The organism is Pseudomonas sp. LBUM1678 (genome assembly GCF_059695575.1).
On the sequence record NZ_CP166775.1, the window covers coordinates 2,731,500 to 2,748,241 of the forward strand.

At 59.6% G+C, this 16,742-nt stretch carries 19 protein-coding genes; 11 read left to right on the top strand and 8 right to left on the bottom strand.

Translation table 11 applies throughout. The features are described from left to right. Positions 1-93: 93 nt before the first annotated feature. Together ACA070_RS12605 and ACA070_RS12610 are read left to right on the top strand one after the other, a co-directional pair. A complete protein-coding gene (locus tag ACA070_RS12605) occupies positions 94-621 on the top strand; it encodes a DUF3087 domain-containing protein (RefSeq protein WP_497451395.1) in 528 nt (175 codons plus the stop codon). A gap of 154 nt (positions 622-775) precedes the next feature. After that, complete coding sequence (locus ACA070_RS12610; protein WP_497451396.1) at positions 776-2,353, top strand: sensor domain-containing diguanylate cyclase; 1,578 nt, start codon at positions 776-778, stop codon at positions 2,351-2,353. Between the two features lie 2 nt (positions 2,354-2,355). Here ACA070_RS12610 and ACA070_RS12615 read toward each other — a convergent pair whose 3' ends face one another. Then, positions 2,356-3,273: a LysR family transcriptional regulator gene (locus ACA070_RS12615; RefSeq protein ID WP_497451397.1), complete on the bottom strand. Its 918-nt coding sequence runs from the start codon at positions 3,271-3,273 to the stop codon at positions 2,356-2,358. A 21-nt stretch (positions 3,274-3,294) separates the two neighbouring features. Beyond that, positions 3,295-3,669: a DUF2784 domain-containing protein gene (locus ACA070_RS12620; protein WP_497451398.1), complete on the bottom strand. Its 375-nt coding sequence runs from the start codon at positions 3,667-3,669 to the stop codon at positions 3,295-3,297. A 168-nt stretch (positions 3,670-3,837) separates the two neighbouring features. On the opposite strand from ACA070_RS12620, the gene ACA070_RS12625 reads away from it, so the two are divergent. Genes ACA070_RS12625 through ACA070_RS12635 form a run of 3 tightly spaced genes read left to right on the top strand, consistent with a single transcriptional unit; the run spans position 3,838 to position 5,062 of the window. Then, positions 3,838-4,536: an AzlC family ABC transporter permease gene (locus tag ACA070_RS12625; RefSeq protein ID WP_497451399.1), complete on the top strand. Its 699-nt coding sequence runs from the start codon at positions 3,838-3,840 to the stop codon at positions 4,534-4,536. After that, positions 4,536-4,847 (top strand): AzlD domain-containing protein, encoded by a 312-nt coding sequence (locus tag ACA070_RS12630; protein ID WP_165557448.1) that lies wholly within the window; start codon positions 4,536-4,538, stop codon positions 4,845-4,847. The genes ACA070_RS12625 and ACA070_RS12630 overlap by 1 nt, the downstream gene beginning before the upstream one ends. Positions 4,848-4,906: 59 nt before the next feature. Then, positions 4,907-5,062: a hypothetical protein gene (locus ACA070_RS12635; protein WP_497451400.1), complete on the top strand. Its 156-nt coding sequence runs from the start codon at positions 4,907-4,909 to the stop codon at positions 5,060-5,062. Positions 5,063-5,399: 337 nt separating this feature from the next. Here ACA070_RS12635 and ACA070_RS12640 read toward each other — a convergent pair whose 3' ends face one another. From ACA070_RS12640 to ACA070_RS12660, 5 genes are all read right to left on the bottom strand, one after another. After that, the gene (locus ACA070_RS12640; RefSeq protein ID WP_497451401.1) at positions 5,400-5,672 is read right to left on the bottom strand and encodes a hypothetical protein; all 273 of its coding nucleotides are present in this window, start codon (positions 5,670-5,672) and stop codon (positions 5,400-5,402) included. Positions 5,673-5,923: 251 nt separating this feature from the next. Continuing rightward, positions 5,924-6,604: an SOS response-associated peptidase gene (locus ACA070_RS12645; RefSeq protein ID WP_497451402.1), complete on the bottom strand. Its 681-nt coding sequence runs from the start codon at positions 6,602-6,604 to the stop codon at positions 5,924-5,926. Positions 6,605-6,677: 73 nt separating this feature from the next. Beyond that, positions 6,678-7,391 (bottom strand): ABC transporter ATP-binding protein, encoded by a 714-nt coding sequence (locus tag ACA070_RS12650; protein WP_497451403.1) that lies wholly within the window; start codon positions 7,389-7,391, stop codon positions 6,678-6,680. Between the two features lie 3 nt (positions 7,392-7,394). Beyond that, positions 7,395-8,231, bottom strand: a complete 837-nt coding sequence (locus ACA070_RS12655; RefSeq protein WP_497451404.1) for an ABC transporter permease — start codon at positions 8,229-8,231, stop codon at positions 7,395-7,397. Positions 8,232-8,374: 143 nt separating this feature from the next. Beyond that, positions 8,375-9,361, bottom strand: a complete 987-nt coding sequence (locus ACA070_RS12660) for an aliphatic sulfonate ABC transporter substrate-binding protein (RefSeq protein WP_497451405.1) — start codon at positions 9,359-9,361, stop codon at positions 8,375-8,377. A 337-nt stretch (positions 9,362-9,698) separates the two neighbouring features. Between ACA070_RS12660 and ACA070_RS12665 the strand changes: the two genes are divergently transcribed. Further along, on the top strand, positions 9,699-10,604 hold the full coding sequence (locus ACA070_RS12665) for an ABC transporter substrate-binding protein (RefSeq protein ID WP_497451944.1): 906 nt from the start codon (positions 9,699-9,701) through the stop codon (positions 10,602-10,604). A gap of 145 nt (positions 10,605-10,749) precedes the next feature. Next, on the top strand, positions 10,750-11,649 hold the full coding sequence (locus tag ACA070_RS12670; protein ID WP_497451406.1) for a polysaccharide deacetylase family protein: 900 nt from the start codon (positions 10,750-10,752) through the stop codon (positions 11,647-11,649). Between the two features lie 132 nt (positions 11,650-11,781). On the opposite strand, the gene ACA070_RS12675 is transcribed toward ACA070_RS12670, so the two are convergent. Continuing rightward, on the bottom strand, positions 11,782-12,666 hold the full coding sequence (locus ACA070_RS12675) for a LysR family transcriptional regulator (protein ID WP_497451407.1): 885 nt from the start codon (positions 12,664-12,666) through the stop codon (positions 11,782-11,784). A gap of 127 nt (positions 12,667-12,793) precedes the next feature. Here ACA070_RS12675 and ACA070_RS12680 point away from each other — a divergent pair, with 127 nt between their 5' ends. The 4 genes from ACA070_RS12680 (at position 12,794) to ACA070_RS12695 (ending at position 16,472) form a co-directional block, all read left to right on the top strand. Further along, positions 12,794-13,942, top strand: coding sequence for a muconate cycloisomerase family protein (locus tag ACA070_RS12680; RefSeq protein WP_497451945.1), 1,149 nt, complete (start codon positions 12,794-12,796; stop codon positions 13,940-13,942). A 10-nt stretch (positions 13,943-13,952) separates the two neighbouring features. Beyond that, positions 13,953-14,243, top strand: a complete 291-nt coding sequence (gene catC, locus ACA070_RS12685) for a muconolactone Delta-isomerase (protein ID WP_497451408.1) — start codon at positions 13,953-13,955, stop codon at positions 14,241-14,243. A gap of 55 nt (positions 14,244-14,298) precedes the next feature. Further along, a complete protein-coding gene (catA, locus tag ACA070_RS12690) occupies positions 14,299-15,228 on the top strand; it encodes a catechol 1,2-dioxygenase (protein ID WP_497451409.1) in 930 nt (309 codons plus the stop codon). A 284-nt stretch (positions 15,229-15,512) separates the two neighbouring features. Then, the gene (locus tag ACA070_RS12695) at positions 15,513-16,472 is read left to right on the top strand and encodes an AraC family transcriptional regulator (RefSeq protein WP_497451410.1); all 960 of its coding nucleotides are present in this window, start codon (positions 15,513-15,515) and stop codon (positions 16,470-16,472) included. Positions 16,473-16,742: the final 270 nt, after the last annotated feature.

The window sequence follows — 16,742 nt, forward strand, 5'->3', positions numbered from 1 at the left end:
CCAGCATAGCTAAATCCTGCGCAGGGGCGATAATGCCCCGCAGTCTTTTCGCTCACCGAGCCTTTTACCATCGAAGCAAGGAACCCCGTCACGATGTTCGAAATCCAGCCGATGAACGCCGAACTCTTTCGACAGCAGACACGGCGTAGCACGGTAATTATTGCGCTGATATTCCTCGCCCTGGCAATGGTGCTGTCCACCGCAGCGGTGGCGTTGTTTGGTGAGCCCGGGGGCGACAATCTGCGGTTTAATGTCGGCGGCGTGTTTGTCGCGTTGCTGCTGATGGCGGCGCTGATGCGCGGCACGTTCTGGTCTCAGGCCTGGATGGCGCCAGCGGTGTACGGCTGGCAGCTCAAACGCAGCCTGATGAGCATCACCAATGTGATGCATCAGGTAACGGCGGCGGTGGAGGCGGGTGACCCGACGGCCATGAAGTTGCTGCGGTTTTACCATTTGGGTTTGAGCCAGATGCACGAACTGGACGGCAACTCCAGCGACCATAGCCAATTGAGCCGCGAAATGGAGCAACACAGGGCGCGAATGGAAGCGCTGGGCCTCGACACCGAGCAGACGCAATTGAATCCCGCCTGGCTTGAAGCGGTGAAGCAGACGCCGAATTAAAAACCGTGGTGTGGCATCGTCAACCCACACAAACCCGTCACAACGCTAGCAGATCGCCTATCTTGTTTCTGATGGGGTACCGCAATCCACGACTGGATGGTGCAAAAAGGGCGAACGGGAAAAGTCGCCATGTCATAACGATTCAGGGAGCGTCATGGGGCATCCGTCCATCAACGACCGAATTGAACACACCCGGCCCACCGCGCCTTGGGAGCCCGAGCCGATCGAGTCCAGGCTCAGGGTCCGCTACGCGGTTGTCCTGCTCGTGGCGGTGTGCCTTTCCATGACGGCCATTGTGATCTGGGAAGCCTGGAACTCGCGCCAGTACCATTTGCATGACAAAGAAGTGGCAATGTCCAACCTTGCTCAGACGTTGGCATCGCAAGCGCAATCCTCGATCAAGCAGGCCGATACGCTGCTGTTTACCCTGGTGGACCGCCTCGAAAACGAGGGTGTGTCGGCGGCGCAGCTACCCAGGTTGCGACGTTTGCTTAGCACCCAACGCAGTGAGCTGAGTCAGCTCCATGGCTTGTTCGTATTCGATGAACGAGGGGGCTGGATCGCCAATTCCAACGGTGCGGATATGCCCGGTGCGAACAATTCCGACCGCGAGTATTTTATCTACCATCGTGATCATCCAGACCGTGGCCCGCATATCGGTCCCTCGATCAAGAGCCGTTCGACCAGCGAATGGATCATGACCGTGTCACGCCGGATCAATCACCCGGATGGCAGTTTCGCCGGTGTGGCGCTGGCAACGATCTATCTCAGCCATTTTCTCGGGCTCTACGACAGCATCGACATGGGCAAAAACGGCGTGATCAACCTGATCGCCGACGACGCCTCGATCGTCGTTCGCCGGCCATTCAACGAAGCCGAAGTCGGCACCAGCGTCGCCAAGGGACCGCTGTTTACGCAATTGTTGCCCAAGGGCAATTCCGGCACGGCCACCGTCAAGTCATATGTGGACGGTGTCGAGCGAGTGGTGGGGTTTCGACGGGTCGATGGTTATCCGCTGATCGTCTTCGCCGCTCTCGACAAGGATGACGTGCTGGCCGGCTGGCGCGAGGAGTCAATCCTCAGCGCTGTCATCGTGCTGTTGCTGCTGGTGTTTCTGGGAGGGCTCGGTTATCGCCTCATTCGCTTCATGAAACAGCAGAATCACATTCAGAGTGTGCTGCTCGATGCTCAGGAAAAGCTCATCGAGGTCAACCGCAGCCTGGAATTGCTGGCGCTCGAAGACGCACTGACCGGGCTTTCCAACCGGCGTCAGTTCGATCTGTTCATCCTCGCGGAAATGGGCCGCGCCCGGCGTACCCTGACCCACCTCGCCATGCTGATGATCGATGTCGATCACTTCAAGAGCTTCAACGATCGTTACGGGCATGTGGCAGGCGATGAGTGTTTGCGCAAAATCAGCGCAATCATCAAGGACAACATCAAACGCCCCGGCGACCTGGCCGCCCGCTATGGCGGCGAGGAGTTTACGGTGGTGTTGCCCGGCACTGACTATGTGGGGGCGTTTCTGGTCGCGGAAAAAATCCGCCGCGCGGTACAGCAGGCGGGGATTGAACACAGCGAGTGCCCGGAGGGTACGGTGACCGTCAGTGTGGGGGGTTGCGCCTATGACCCGGCTTCACAGGATCAGCCCAACGATTTGGTCAGCGCGGCGGACAAGGCCTTGTATGTGGCCAAGGCCAGTGGGCGGAATATGAGTGTCATTGCAAACTGAGTTCAAACGAAGCGGTCGCTGCCCTGGACCAGTTTTGTGGACAGGTAAGATTGCTTGAGTTTTTCCAGCCACCAGCCCAGTGCACGACCGTCATGATCGCCGCGCCAGCCGGCGTACAGAATGTTCGGCTCGCGCGGATCAGCCATCTGTTTTTCCACCAGCGTTCCATTTCTCAGTAACGCGCCGACCCGATGCCTGGGCAACCAGCCCACACCGAGGCCATCGCACTGGGCGAGAATCTTTGCGCGCATGGTCGGCACGGCGAGTACCGGTTGGCCGCCGGAGACGCCATACGTGCTGCCCTCGGAAACCCTGGACGAATCGGCCACGACAATCGCCCGGTGCTGCGCAACCATCGCCCGTGAAATCGGTTCCCTGGCCTTGGCCAGCGGGTGTTTGGGCGAGACCGCGAATACCCACTCCATTTCCCCCAACTGCATCCAGCGCAGGCTGGGGATCGCCGGCGGCTCATTGGTGGCGCCGATGATCAAGTCCGCGCGGCCTTCGCGCAGGGCTTCCCACACGCCTTTGAGCACTTCGTGAGTGATGCGCAGCGGTACGCCGGACTCCAACGCATCGAACTCGTGAATCACCGGGATCAAGGCTTCGAACTCGAGCAGTTCGTCGGTGACGATCCACAACCGGCTCTCCCAGCCATTGGCTACCTGTTGCACCCGTTGGGTCAGGCGCGAGACGTCTTGCATCAGTCGCGCCGCCTCGTTCACCAGCAACTCACCCGCCGGGGTCAGCTGCAAGCGATAGCGACGTCGGTCGAACAACAAGGCGTCGAAGCGTTCTTCCAGTTGCCGCGCCGCGTAGGACACCGTTGACGGCGCTTTGCCCAAGTGAGCGGCGGCCCGGGACAGGCTGCCAGTTTCGCGGATGGCTTCGAGCAACATCAGGTCTTCAATCGACAGCATTTTCTATCCTCGGCGGGTGTTTCAGGCTGCCCGGCGTAACTTCCACAGCCTGATCAGTCGAAGATAGACCACAACGTTGATTGCCAGCACCACGCTGCCCAGCGCCAGTTGAATCGCCGGTGTCAGCCCGGCCGGGTAGATGACCGGCCAAATATAATGTTCGATGAAACCACCGCCGTAGCCGGTTTGCCCGGCGGCCTCGCGCATGAGGTTTTCCCATTGCGTCAGCGGGCACGTCAGGTGGAAGACCTCCACGGTAACGCCCCAGCCAGCAGCGGGCAGGTGCCACCAGATCAGGGGGCGCCATTTGAGCACCAGCAGCCCGCCGAACAGCACGAACAGAATGAACATCAGGTGAAACAGCACCAGCCCATCGGCGGCAATTCGGTAAAGCATGTCGACTCCCTGACGCGTTATGCGAATGGCTCCATGGTACTCGGTTCTCTTCATTTACAGCGCTTCAGAGCCATTCGGCGAACGTTGCGCGCAAGTGCGCAAGATTGTTCAAGCCAGCGAACGCAACTGCTGGCACAGTCTGGTGACTTTCCTTGGCTGTAGAGCGTTATGTCGAACTCACTTATGCCGCGCAGTGCCTTTCTTCGCGGCGCCGTGGCGATCATGCCGTTGTCCCTGGCAACTGCGCCCTGGGGGCTGTTGGCCGGGTCCATGGCCATCGAGGCCAACCTCACGCCGCTGCAGGGGCAGGGGTTGTCGAGCATTGTGTTTGCCGGTGCCGCGCAACTGGTTGCCATCGGCATGCTCAAGGGTGGCGCCGGGATTTTTTCGATTCTGCTGACCACGCTGCTGCTGACCTCCCAGCATTTGCTGTACGGGATGAGCCTGCGTTCGGTGATTTCACCGCTGCCGGGCCGCTGGCGTGTGGGGCTGGGGTTTCTGCTCACTGACGAGTTGTTCGCCCTGACCAGCCAGCATGACAAACAGCAGTTCAATCGCTGGTACGCCTTGGGCGTCGGCCTGACGTTTTACATCGCCTGGAACCTGTTCACACTGGCCGGCATCGTCCTGGGCAGCAGCATTCCCGGCCTCGAACACCTGGGACTGGACTTCTCCATCGCGGCGACCTTTATTGCCCTGATCACCCCGGTGGTGCGCAACGTTCCGACGGTGGTCTGCGTCGCGGTGTCGCTGTTTTGTTCGGTGTTGTTCAGCTACTGGCAATGGGGTTCGGCGCTGGTGTTGTCGGGGTTGCTGGGCATGACCGCAGGCTTTATCTGCAACAAATTCTATGGGGGCCGCACATGATGGTCTGGGCTGTGATTATCGGGATGGGCGTGCTCGTCTTCCTCAACCGCTACGTATTCCTCGAACCCAGGCTGCCGCTACGCTTGAGCAGCAACGCCCGGCAGTTCCTCGGTTTTGCCGTGCCGGGGATGTTGACTGCGATCTGCGGGCCTATCGTGTTCATGCCGGAAAAACAGCTGAATTTGCAGTGGGACAATCCGTACCTGATCAGTTCGCTGGTGGCGGTGGGATTGGTGCTGTACACCCGTAATACCTTGCTCAGCATGTTGTTGAGCATGGGGTTTTTCTTTTTGCTGCGTTGGTGGCTTTGAGTCGCGCTCGGGAACTTGTTCTACGCTTAAAGAGGATTCCATCAGGAAGCGAGGTAAGTATGGCCAACGATCCTAAACGTACGGACCTGGATGAAGAAGAGGATGAACCCACCAAGGAAGAGCTTGAGCGGCAGAGGCGTTCAACGCAGACCTGGAAGCATGACGACGGTCGGGAGCTGTCAGACCGAGATCAAGAGCGTCCGCTGAAGCCTTGATCGATTTGCATCCTCGCAGTCATGCGAAATGCTGTTCACTTATTTTCAATCAGTGACAAAACTGTGGCGAGGGAGCTTGCTCCCGCTTGAGTGCGAAGCGCTCACAAAAATTGGCATTGTTGTCACATTTTTTGGGGCCGCTACGCAGCCCAGCGGGAGCAAGCTCCCTCGCCACAAAGTCAGGGTGTGCCTGAAGCACCGCGGTTAAAGTGAATAGAAAGTCCGCAAGGGCTTTGTATAAGTCGTCGAACAGGGCATTCGGAAAGTCTGCGGTGCAATCCTTGTGCAAATAATCAGAGCTGAAAAAAGAGGCCTTGATGGGCCTCTTCGCATCACCTCAAAGATCTTCCAGTGGCGGAAAATCAGGGTGGGAGGCTCGATAGCCCAACGTCTTGTCGATCCAGGCATTCAGCTCGTTGACCATGACCGGCGGTTTGCCGGAGTAGGCTGCGAGGGTTGAGCGCAGGATGTCGTTGATATTGGGTATGGAATGCAGGTTTCGGGTCTTTATGTATTGCCCGATAAAACAGTCAAGTTGATAGCGTTCTGTCAGCGACAGGTACACGCACTCCAGACCGCTGACTTGATTAATTACAAGATCGTCGCGCAACTTAGTTCTCTGCAAGGCTTGTTAGATTTAGGGATTTCCTTAGTTATTGACTCTTTGGTCAACTGGATACTGCCGACGGAAATGCGGCGCGCATGCTAGCTGTAGCGTTACTAAATGTATGTACGATGATTCGATTGTCGGACAAGCGGTTAATGCGTCGTTTGGTCGCACATCGACAAGTGTTTCTGATATGAGACAGTCTGTGTAACGTTTATGTCGTGTGGTTATTCAGGCCAAGGAATGGATCCACTTTAAATAAGCTTATCAATCAACATCGCACCCTGGTTCCTGACATTTCCCACGGCTTTATCGACCCTGTACCACTCGAACATTTCGCTGACTTCACCTTGTGCAAGCACCATCTGCTCGGCGCGTTCCTTGGGCGTGGCCGGGTCCAGCCATTCGCGCGCCAGTTCCGCCGACAACACAACCGGTCGCCGGTCATGAATGTCGAGCATGCCACCCACGCTGTCCGCCGTGATGATGACAAAACCGTCGTCGCTACGCGGCTCGCTGCCAACATGGGGAAACTGACCGATGGCCGCGCAGCAGATCGGCGCCCGATCCCGTCGACGAATGAGCCACGGCTGCCTCGTCGAATCGCCGGCATCGACCCATTCGAACCAATTGTCGATCGGCACAATCGCACGGTGTGGCCAGATCGCCCGGAAGAACGGGCCGTGAGCGACTTTCTCGACGCGGGCGTTGATTGGTGCCGCGCGATCCTTTGCCCAATGCGGGCGCCATCCCCAGCGCACCGAATCGGCGTGCAACCCATCGGGCTCAAGGTGCAGCAGCGCGAGCTGGGTGGTGGGCGCGGCGTTGTAGCGGGCCAGCGGTTCATCACCGACATGGTTGATCAGCGCGTCGGGAATGCTCAGCACCGCGACAAAGTCGTGAATGCCACGGTACTGCGACAGTCGTCCGCACATCGGCTAATCCTCCGGCTGGAGCTTTCAGTGTAGGAGCACGGCTTGCCGGCGAAGGGGATTTCACGGACACCCATCAAATCACATGCGCACGCTGCAACTCGGTCAACGACAACGCCTTCAATTGCGCGAGCAACGGGTCCCGCCGGTCGCGAGGATGGGGCAGCTCCACGGCCAATTCCTGACGAATACTGCTCGGGCGATTGTCCATCACCAACACGCGATCGCTGAGGTACAGCGCTTCATCGACATCGTGCGTCACCAGCAGCAGGGCGATGGCGTGACGCTCGGCCAGTTGCAGCAGCAAGTCCTGGAGTTTCATCCGCGTGAAAGCGTCGACTGCGCTGAATGGTTCGTCGAGCAGTAAAACCTGCGGTCGCGAGTAGAGGCCGCGGGCGATCGCCACCCGTTGCGCCATGCCGCCGGACAAGGCTTTTGGCAGCGCCTGAGCGAAGCCGCCGAGGCCGACTTCTTCGATCAATTGTGCGACCCAGGCCTTGTCGTAATGGCTGTCGGCGCTGAAACCAATGTTTTGCTCAACCGTCAGCCAGGGCATCAGCCGGGGTTCCTGAAAAACGAACGCGACCTCCCCGGCGTTGTTGCGCAGCTCCCCCTGGAAGTCCTTTTCCAGGCCGGCGACGATCCGCAGCAAGGTGCTTTTGCCGCAGCCGCTGGGGCCCAGAAGGCTGACGGTTTCCCTCGGTTGCAGTTGCAAATGAATGTTCTTGAGGACCGTAACGGCGGCGAAGGTTTTGCGCTCGACGCGAATGTCCAGCAGGTGTTCGGTCATGGCTCAATCCTCGGCGCTTTGGCCGTTGAAGGTGTCGCGCCAGGCCAGGAAGCGTTTCTCCAGGCCGGCGAGAATGCCGTCGCTGAGTTTGCCCAGCAGCGCCAATACGATGATGGCGGCCAGGACGATGTCCGGGCGTGAGGTTTCGCGCCCGTCACTAAGCAGATAACCCAGTCCTTTGGTGGCAGCGATCAGTTCGGCGGCCACCAGAAACATCCAGGCCAGGCTCATGCCGCTGCGCAATCCGGTGAACAGGCCGGGCAGGGCGGCGGGCAACAGAATCCGCCGCACCAGGCGCCGCCGACTGAAGCCGTACATTTGCCCGACTTCCACCAGTTTGCGATCGATGTCGCGGATGGCCGCGACGCCGTTGAGGTACACCGGAAAGAATGCGCCGATGGCGATCAGGACGATTTTCGAGGTCTCGTCGATGCCCAGCCACAGCAGCAACAGCGGCACCCAGGCCAGGCTCGGAATCGAGCGCAAACCGGCGAACGTCGGTTCCAGATACGCTTCGGCTTCGCGGCTCAAACCGACCCACGCGGCGAACACCAGGGCCAGGCTGGCGCCAATGGCGAAACCCAGCAGCACCCGCAGCAGACTGGCGCTGATGTGTTTCCACAGCGCACCCTCGGCCAGGTCACTGAGGGTCAACGCGACCTCGCTCGGGGCCGGCATTTGATAGGACGGCAGCCAGCCGATGCGCACGACGAATTCCAGCACCAGAATGATCAGCACGGGCAGCGCCAGGCCCTTGAGGCGCAACTGCCAGGCATTGCTCAGGCGACGGGGTGCAGGCAGTGTCAGGCAGGCGGGCAGTTCTTTGCTTTTGCTTGTCATGGGTTTCTCCAGTCACGACGAATCCGCGCCAGGCGCGGGCAAAATCAAGAGATCGCAGCCTCGTTTCACTCGACAGCTGCTACAAGGAACGCCTATTTCCGTGTAGCAGTTGTCGAGTGAAGCGAGGCTGCGAGCTTTTATTGTTACTGACGGGCCACGGTTTCCTTGAAACCGGTATCGATCAACTGATCGATCACCTGGTCGACGTTTACCCCACGGCGAACCAGTTCTTCAGAGACCAGGATCGGGGCGGCGGCCTTGGAGGCGATCACATCCTTGGCGGTCAATTGCGGGCTGCTCAGGTCGGTGCGCGACAGCTGCAGCTTGGCCACTTCTAGCGGCAGGCCGGATTCGGTCGCGAGCAACTTCGCCAGTTCGTCAGGGTTTTTCACTGCCCAGTCACGGGCCTTTTCATAGGCGCTCAGGACGGTTTCGATGGTCTGCGGATGTTCCTTGGCGTAGGTGTCGGTGACGCTGACAACGCCGTAGCTGTTGAAGTGGGTGTTGCGATACAGCAGGCGCGAACCGGCCTGAACTTCGCTGGCCGCCATGTGCGGATCAAGGCCGGCCCAGGCGTCGACGTCACCTTTTTCCAGCGCGGTGCGACCGTCCGGATGCTGCAAGTGCACCAGCTCGACATCTTCCTTGCTCAGGCCGGCCTGTTGCAGGCTGCGCAAGGTGAACAGGTACGGGTCGGTGCCTTTGGTGGCGGCGATTTTCTTGCCCTTCAGATCAGCCACGGTTTTGTACGGTGAATCCTTGCGCACCACCAGCGCGGTCCATTCGGCGCGGCTGTACACGTAAACCGATTTGATCGGGCTGCCGTTGGCGCGACTGAGCACGGCGGCCAGGCTGGCAGACGAAGCGAAGTCGACGCCGCCACTGTTGAGGTATTCCAGCGAACGGTTGCTGCCCTGGCTCAACACCCAACTGACCTTGGTCTGTGGCAATGCTTTTTCGAGGAAACCGAAGTGCTTGAGCACCAGGCTCACCGGCGAGTAATAGGCGTAATCCAGATGCACTTCGGCCGGTTCGGTGTCGGCTGCCTGCGCCACGGGTTGCAGGGTCAAAGCCAGGGTGCAGGCGCTCAGCAGGAACCTGAGGTTAGGAAAGCGGAAGGTTGGTTTCATGGAACGGCTCCGGGCAAGGCGGCGAGATTCTTATGTCCAAATAATTATTTTTTACGAATGCTTCCTGCATAAAAGGAATAGTGCAGGCTCTGTGCCATGTCTCGCAGTGGCAGGTTTTCGGGGCTTTTGCGGCGAGGAGGAGGGAATGGGCTGCACCGGTGAAGACAGTCTGTTGAGTCGCTGTTGCTGGGCGAACAGTAACTTTTCCTGGTCATGAGCTTATGCATAAATCGAATTTATAAACGTGGCAGTAAGAGCGTTAGGGTCTATACGAATCTCGTTCCTGGAGCCTTCGATGAACCTGTCCCGATTTGTGCGCGGTCTATTGATCAGTGCAATGTTTGCCGCACCATTGAGCCATGCCGCAGAACCCGTCGTGTTGCACGTCGGGGATCAGAACTACTACAACGTTCGCGCCTCGGTGGAGGCGTCGGGAGTGCTGGAAGGGGCGCCCTATACCGTCGACTGGAAGCATTTCCAGGCTGCCGCTCCGCTGGCCGAAGCGCTGAACACCGGCGCGCTGGACGTGGGCTTTCTCGGTGATTCCGGCTTCCTGTTCCTGGCGGCCAAACAGGCGCCGGTGAAGTTGATCGGTGTGTCGCGGCAGAACCCCGACACCATTGCCCTGTTGGTACCCAAGGATTCACCGGTCAAAACCATTGCCGATCTGAAGGGCAAGAAAGTCGCTTACTGGCCCGGTGCCTGGAGCCAGCAACTGACCCTGCGCGCCTTGGAAAAAGCCGATCTGCCGGAAGACTACGTCGACTTCATCAAACTGATGCCGATCGACGCGGCCGCCGCGTTGCCGCAAGGCAGCATTGACGCGTTCCCAGTGTGGGAACCGTACATTTCCCAACAGATTCTGTTCTCCGGCGCCCGGCCGATTCTCACGGCGAAAAACCTCATGCCCGGCCTGAGCGCCATTGCCGCGTCGACACCGTCGATCGAGAGCAAGCGCGAAGCCATTGCCGACTTCCTGGTGCGCCTGAAAAAAGCCCGGGCCTGGGTCGACAACCACACTGACGAGTACGCCGACCTTTGGGCGAAGAAGGCCAACCTCGACCAGAACGTGTCGCGCCATTGGCTGCGTCAGGCTCACATGACCGTCGGCCCGGTGGATGCGCAGGCGGCAGAGGATCTGCAAAGCACTGCGGACTTCCTGTTCAAGGTCAAGGCGCTGCCGGCGGCATTGGCGACCGCACCGATTATCGACAGCTCGTTCCAGCAGTCGCTGGCGCAGTAATCCATGAGGATGAGCGCTGGAACCAAACACTGTGTACCCTGATCCAACTTCGGCCTGCAGCCACCTGCGGGCCGACAATGGATGAATGGGCGAAGGGTTTTTGCCGTTAACGTGATGACCGTAACGGTCTGGCCCAAGGCAAACCATGAAACAGCTGCTCAAGGTTCTCTCTGCGCTCGTCCTCGCTGCCGGGCTGGTTGGCTGCATCGCCTCACCGATCGAACTGACCCCACAGACCGAGCAGCGCCTGCGCGAGCAGCCACCGATCCGCTTCCTGCTGACCTTCGACGACGGTCCCAGCGCGTCGAGTTTCTGGAACCCGAGCATGACGGTGCTCGACAGCCTCGCGCAGAACCCGGTGCAACCTGGGATCAAAGCGGTGTTCTTCGTTCAGACCGGCGCACCACGGGCCGGCGACAGCGACATCGGGCGCGGGGTCATGCACCGGGAACAGGCTGAAGGGCATGTGCTGGGTTTCCACACGGCGACTCATACACACACCAATCACCGCTCGCTGAGCCCGCAAGAGCTGGAGCAGTCGCTGAGCAAAGGCAGTGCCGACATCGCCGCGATCACCGGCGCGCCACCCTCCCTGGTGCGCCCGCCGTTCTGGAATTACGACAAGCGTGTGTTTGCTGCCTACCAGCGGCACGGGTTGCACCTGTTGCTGACCGACCTGAGCGCCAACGACGGCAAGATCTGGGGCTTCAATGCCAGCCCGCGTCGGCGGGCCAACATGCTGCGGCAATTGTCCGAAGTGCGTGAACGCATTGCGCTGGGCGAGTTGCCGACGGTGGACGGTGTGGTTCCGGTGGTGGTGACCTTCCACGACCTGAACCGCTACACCGCCCGGCATGCCCGCGAATACCTGCAAATACTCCTCGACAGCGCCCGTGCCACCGGCATGTCCTTGGCGCAGAAACCGTTTTATGACGACACCGCAGCGCTGCAACGGGCGGCTCTGGCGCGCACCGTCAGCAGCGGTTCAGAGGCAGAGAAGTTACCGGGGATCTGGAACTGGCTGTGGGATGGGGATTCGCATTGAACAACCGCCAGACACTGTAGGAGCTGTCGAGTGAAACGAGGCTGCGATCTTTTGATCTTGTTTTTTAAGAATCAAAGTCAAAAGATCGCAGCCTCGTTTCACTCGACAGCTCCTACATAAAGCATCACGGTTTTAGCCCGGAGGCAACAGTTCATCAATCATCTTCAAACAATGATTCAACCCCGGCGTCACGTCGCCCACGCGTCGGCTGAGAATGATCGGTGAAGTCGCGTTGTCTTCCAGCAGCGGGGTGAATCCAATGTCGTCGCGGTGCAGCAACTGCACCGAAGCGGGCACCAGCGTGACCCCGATCCCGGCCCCCACCAGTCCGATTGCTGTTTGCAGTTCGTTGGTCCATTGCGCCACGTGGATGCTCACACCGTAGGATTCGAACAGTGCAATCACATGATCGGCGTAGCTGGGGCGCGGATTTCCGGGGTACAGCACAAAAGGTTCCTTGGCCAGTTGGCGAAGGCTGATCGGCCCGGCCAGCAACGGATGGCCGGCGGGCAGGGCGGCGACCAGCCGGTCTTCGGTCAATACCGTCTGGATGATCGCCGGGTCGTCGATGAGAATCCGCCCGAAACCGATGTCGATGCGCCCGGCCTTGAGCGCCTGCACCTGTTGCAACGTGGTCATTTCCGAAAGCCCGAGCTCAAGCTCCAGTGGCTCGCCGCTACGCAAACGGCGAATCAGTTCCGGCAGCACGCCATACAGCGTCGAAGGCGCAAAGCCGATGCCGAGCCAGGTCTTTTCCCCCAGACCGATCCGCTTCGTGTTGTCGCACACCTTGGCCAATTGTTCGAGCAGGGCGGTGGAATGCTCATGGAAGAAACGCCCGGCGTCGGTCAGCTTCAGCGGACGGCCGCGCTCCAGCAATATCACCCCGAGTTCATCTTCCAGTTGCTGGATCTGCCGGCTCAGGGGCGGCTGGGCGATGTGCAGCAATTCGGCGGCGCGGGTGAAGTTGAGGGTTTGAGCCAACACCTGAAAATACCGCAGGTGACGCAGTTCCATGGTGCCTCCAGGCATTGATCAGTTGAATACCTTTAAGGTATCGAGCCAGACCAATTCTATATTGGCCGTGGGCAAAAAGCCGTACGAGAATCCAATTCAGAACTTCAAGAACCTGACGGGTATCGACATGCGTGCAACAGCCATTGAATCGATCGAGACAATCATCGTCGATCTGCCGACCATTCGCCCGCACAAACTGGCCATGCACACCATGCAGAACCAGACCCTGGTGATCATCCGCGTGCGTTGCGCCGATGGCATCGAAGGCATCGGCGAGTCCACCACCATCGGTGGCCTGGCCTATGGCAACGAAAGCCCGGACAGCATCAAGACCAACATCGACAAACACTTCACGCCCCTGCTGATCGGTGAGGACAGCGGCAATGTGAATGCGGCGATGTTGCGCCTGGAGCGCAGCATCCGTGGCAACACCTTCGCCAAATCAGGTATCGAAACCGCCTTGCTCGACGCCCAGGGCAAACGCCTTGGCCTGCCAGTCAGCGAGTTGCTCGGCGGCCGGGTTCGTGATGCGCTGCCGGTGGCGTGGACCCTGGCCAGCGGTGATACCGACAAAGACATCGCCGAAGCGGAAAAAATGCTCGACCTGCGTCGCCACAGGATCTTCAAACTCAAAATCGGTGCCGGCGAAGTCAATCGCGACCTGGCCCACGTCATCGCCATCAAGAAAGCCCTGGGCGATCGCGCCAGCGTGCGGGTCGACGTCAATCAGGCCTGGGACGAAGCCGTCGCACTGCGCGCCTGCCGGATACTGGGCAGCAACGGCATCGACCTGATTGAACAGCCGATCTCGCGCAACAACCGCGCCGGCATGGCGCGTCTGAATGCCATGAGCCCGGCGCCGATCATGGCCGATGAATCCATCGAATGCGTGGAAGACGCCTTCAATCTGGCACGCGAAGGGGCCGCTTCGGTGTTCGCCTTGAAGATCGCCAAGAATGGCGGTCCACGCGCCGTGTTGCGCACTGCCGCCATCGCCGAGGCTGCCGGTATCGGTTTGTACGGCGGCACTATGCTTGAAGGTGGGATCGGCACGCTGGCTTCGGCCCATGCCTTTATCACTCTGAATAAACTGGCCTGGGACACCGAGCTGTTCGGCCCGTTGCTACTGACTGAAGACCTGCTCAGCGAGCCGCTGGTCTATCGCGATTTTGCGTTGCACGTGCCGCAGACACCGGGCCTTGGTCTGAGTTTGGATGAAGAACGCCTGGCGTTTTTCCGTCGCGACAAAACATCCACTTCCGTTCATCAAGCCTGAGGAGAGCATCATGCTATTCCACGTAAAAATGACCGTGAATCTGCCGGTCGACATCAATCCGGACCTCGCCACCCAACTCAAGACCGATGAAAAGGCCCTGGCCCAGCGCCTGCAAGAGCAAGGCAAGTGGCGTCATCTGTGGCGCATCGCCGGGCACTATGCCAATTACAGCGTTTTCGACGTCGACAGCGTTCAGGATCTGCACGACCTGCTGATGCAATTGCCGCTGTTTCCGTACATGGCGATCGAGGTCGACGCGATGTGCCGACATCCTTCTTCCATCCGCGAGGATGACCGCTGAACCCAGCCTGTTCAGTTCGCTACGCTAATAATTACAAGATGAGGAACCACCCAAAATGAACGTCAAGATTTCCCACACTGCCAGTGCCCAGAAGTTTCTCGAAGACGCCAGCGGCTTGCTCAACGACGCCGGCGACCCGCGGGTCAAAGCCTTGGTCTACCGCATTCTGCGTGATTCGGTGAACATCATCGAAGACCTGGCCGTGACCCCGGAAGAATTCTGGACAGCCGTCAACTACCTCAACGTGCTGGGCGCGCGTCAGGAAGCCGGTTTGTTGGTCGCAGGGCTGGGTCTGGAACATTACCTGGACTTGCTGATGGACGCCGAAGACGAGCAGGCGGGAAAGGCGGGCGGTACGCCACGGACCATCGAAGGCCCGCTGTATGTGGCGGGTGCGCCGCTGTCTGAAGGTGAGGCGCGACTGGATGATGGCGTCGATCCGGGCGTGGTCCTGTTTATGCAGGGCCAGGTGCGCAACACCGCAGGCGAACCGCTGGCTGGTGCGGTGGTGGATGTCTGGCACGCCAACACGGGCGGTACTTATTCCTATTTCGATACCACGCAATCGGAGTTCAACCTGCGCCGCCGCATCGTCACCGATGCCGAGGGTCGCTATCGTTTCCGTAGCATCGTGCCGTCGGGCTACGGTTGCCCGCCGGACGGTCCGACCCAGCAATTGCTCGATCAACTGGGCCGTCATGGCCAGCGGCCGGCGCACATTCACTTCTTCATCTCCGCGCCGGACCATCGTCACCTGACCACCCAGATCAACCTCGACGGTGACCAATACCTGCACGACGATTTCGCCTACGCCACCCGCGACGAGCTGATTGCCCACATCACCTTCAGCGACGATCCGCAGCGTGCAGCGGCGCATGGGGTCAGGGGGCAGTTTGCAGAAATCGACTTTGATTTCACTTTGCAGATGTCTGCGCAACCGGATGAGCAGCAGCGCCACGAACGGGTGCGTGCGCTGGAGGATTGATCGCCTCGATTGCCGAAACTTTGTGGGGGCGGGGTTGCTCCGGGCGGCGTTCCGACGAAAGCGGAGTGTCAGTCAACGTTGATGTTGAGGCTGATGCCCCCATCGCGAGCAGGCTCGCTCCCACAGTTGACCGGGTTTCTTCAGGGTCAACGCGGTCAAAATGTGGGAGCGAGCCTGCTCGCGATAGGGCCAGAATTGCCCACAGGTCAGCCCACTGACACACCGCTGCAAGTACTGCCTTAGAATGACCCGACGCAGCCCATAAGAACAACGAGAGTGACCCGATGATGCACGCGCAATTATTGAGTCAGCGCAGCAGAATATTCGACCATGCCGACCCTTACGCGGTGTCGGGTTACGTCAATCAGCACGTCGGCAACCACTGCATCCTGATGCCCAGGGCCGGCCGTCCGCTGGCCAGCCTCGATCATCGAAAATTCGCCAGCCTCGACCTGTGCCGCATCAGCTACGGCGCCAGCGTGCGGGTGACCTCCGGTGCGCTGGAAACGATCTATCACCTGCAAGTGCTGCTGCGCGGCAATTGCCTGTGGCGAGGTCACGGTCAGGAACATTACTTTGCGCCGGGTGAGTTGCTGCTGATCAACCCCGACGATCCGGTGGACCTGACGTACTCCGACGATTGCGAAAAATTCATCCTCAAAGTGCCCACCCGGCTGTTTGAATCGGTGTGCGAGGAGCAACGCTGGCGCTATCCGGGGCAGGGCGTGCGGTTTCTGGAGAACCGTTATCAGCTCGATCAGCTGGAAGGTTTCGTTGGCCTGCTGGCGATGATTTGCCAGGAAGCCGAAGCCACCGAGCAGATCCCCCGGGTGCAGGAGCACTACGCGCAGATCATCGTCAGCAAGATGCTCAGCCTGATGAAAACCAACGTCATCCGCAGCAGCCTCGGTTCGTCGTCAGCGACGTTCGAGGCGATTGCCGATTACATCGCGCACAACCTCAAGCAAGACATCGACAGTGAAGAACTGGCGCGCCAGGCCAGTATGAGCCTGCGTTCGCTGTACGGCTTGTTCGAGCGCAATGCCGGCACCTCACCGAAAAACTACATCCGGCAAAAGAAACTCGAACGCATCAACCTGTGCCTGAGCGACCCGACCTGCAACGTGCGCAACGTCACGGAAGTGGCCATGGATTACGGCTTCCTGCACTTGGGACGGTTCTCCGACAACTACCGCAAACAGTTCGGCGAATTGCCGTCCGACACCCTCAAACGCCGCGACTGACTCACCACAAACCCTGTAGCAGCTGCCGAGCTGCGCGAGGCTGCGTTCGGCGACGAAGTCGTCGTGAAATCAGCCCCCGCGGTGCATCAGGAAAACCGCGTTCGCAGGGTTTACGACGACTGCGTCGCCGAACGCAGCCTCGCGTTGCTCGGCAGCTGCTACAGGACGTGGGTCGTTTGCAGTAAACGGATACACCTCTGCACCCATCGGATAGTCCGCCCCATCCCCCCGTCCTAGCATGGCCCTGCCTGAATAAAAACAATGGAGGCG

Excerpts from the sequence above, each read along its gene's own strand:
- ACA070_RS12605 (WP_497451395.1), top strand. The coding sequence starts at position 94 with ATGTTCGAAATCCAGCCGATGAACGCCGAACTCTTTCGACAGCAGACA.
- ACA070_RS12610 (WP_497451396.1), top strand. The coding sequence starts at position 776 with ATGGGGCATCCGTCCATCAACGACCGAATTGAACACACCCGGCCCACC.
- ACA070_RS12615 (WP_497451397.1), bottom strand. The coding sequence starts at position 3,273 with ATGCTGTCGATTGAAGACCTGATGTTGCTCGAAGCCATCCGCGAAACT.
- ACA070_RS12620 (WP_497451398.1), bottom strand. The coding sequence starts at position 3,669 with ATGCTTTACCGAATTGCCGCCGATGGGCTGGTGCTGTTTCACCTGATG.
- ACA070_RS12625 (WP_497451399.1), top strand. The coding sequence starts at position 3,838 with ATGTCGAACTCACTTATGCCGCGCAGTGCCTTTCTTCGCGGCGCCGTG.
- ACA070_RS12630 (WP_165557448.1), top strand. The coding sequence starts at position 4,536 with ATGGTCTGGGCTGTGATTATCGGGATGGGCGTGCTCGTCTTCCTCAAC.
- ACA070_RS12635 (WP_497451400.1), top strand. The coding sequence starts at position 4,907 with ATGGCCAACGATCCTAAACGTACGGACCTGGATGAAGAAGAGGATGAA.
- ACA070_RS12645 (WP_497451402.1), bottom strand. The coding sequence starts at position 6,604 with ATGTGCGGACGACTGTCGCAGTACCGTGGCATTCACGACTTTGTCGCG.
- ACA070_RS12650 (WP_497451403.1), bottom strand. The coding sequence starts at position 7,391 with ATGACCGAACACCTGCTGGACATTCGCGTCGAGCGCAAAACCTTCGCC.
- ACA070_RS12655 (WP_497451404.1), bottom strand. The coding sequence starts at position 8,231 with ATGACAAGCAAAAGCAAAGAACTGCCCGCCTGCCTGACACTGCCTGCA.
- ACA070_RS12660 (WP_497451405.1), bottom strand. The coding sequence starts at position 9,361 with ATGAAACCAACCTTCCGCTTTCCTAACCTCAGGTTCCTGCTGAGCGCC.
- ACA070_RS12665 (WP_497451944.1), top strand. The coding sequence starts at position 9,699 with ATGTTTGCCGCACCATTGAGCCATGCCGCAGAACCCGTCGTGTTGCAC.
- ACA070_RS12670 (WP_497451406.1), top strand. The coding sequence starts at position 10,750 with ATGAAACAGCTGCTCAAGGTTCTCTCTGCGCTCGTCCTCGCTGCCGGG.
- ACA070_RS12675 (WP_497451407.1), bottom strand. The coding sequence starts at position 12,666 with ATGGAACTGCGTCACCTGCGGTATTTTCAGGTGTTGGCTCAAACCCTC.
- ACA070_RS12680 (WP_497451945.1), top strand. The coding sequence starts at position 12,794 with ATGCGTGCAACAGCCATTGAATCGATCGAGACAATCATCGTCGATCTG.
- catC (WP_497451408.1), top strand. The coding sequence starts at position 13,953 with ATGCTATTCCACGTAAAAATGACCGTGAATCTGCCGGTCGACATCAAT.
- catA (WP_497451409.1), top strand. The coding sequence starts at position 14,299 with ATGAACGTCAAGATTTCCCACACTGCCAGTGCCCAGAAGTTTCTCGAA.
- ACA070_RS12695 (WP_497451410.1), top strand. The coding sequence starts at position 15,513 with ATGATGCACGCGCAATTATTGAGTCAGCGCAGCAGAATATTCGACCAT.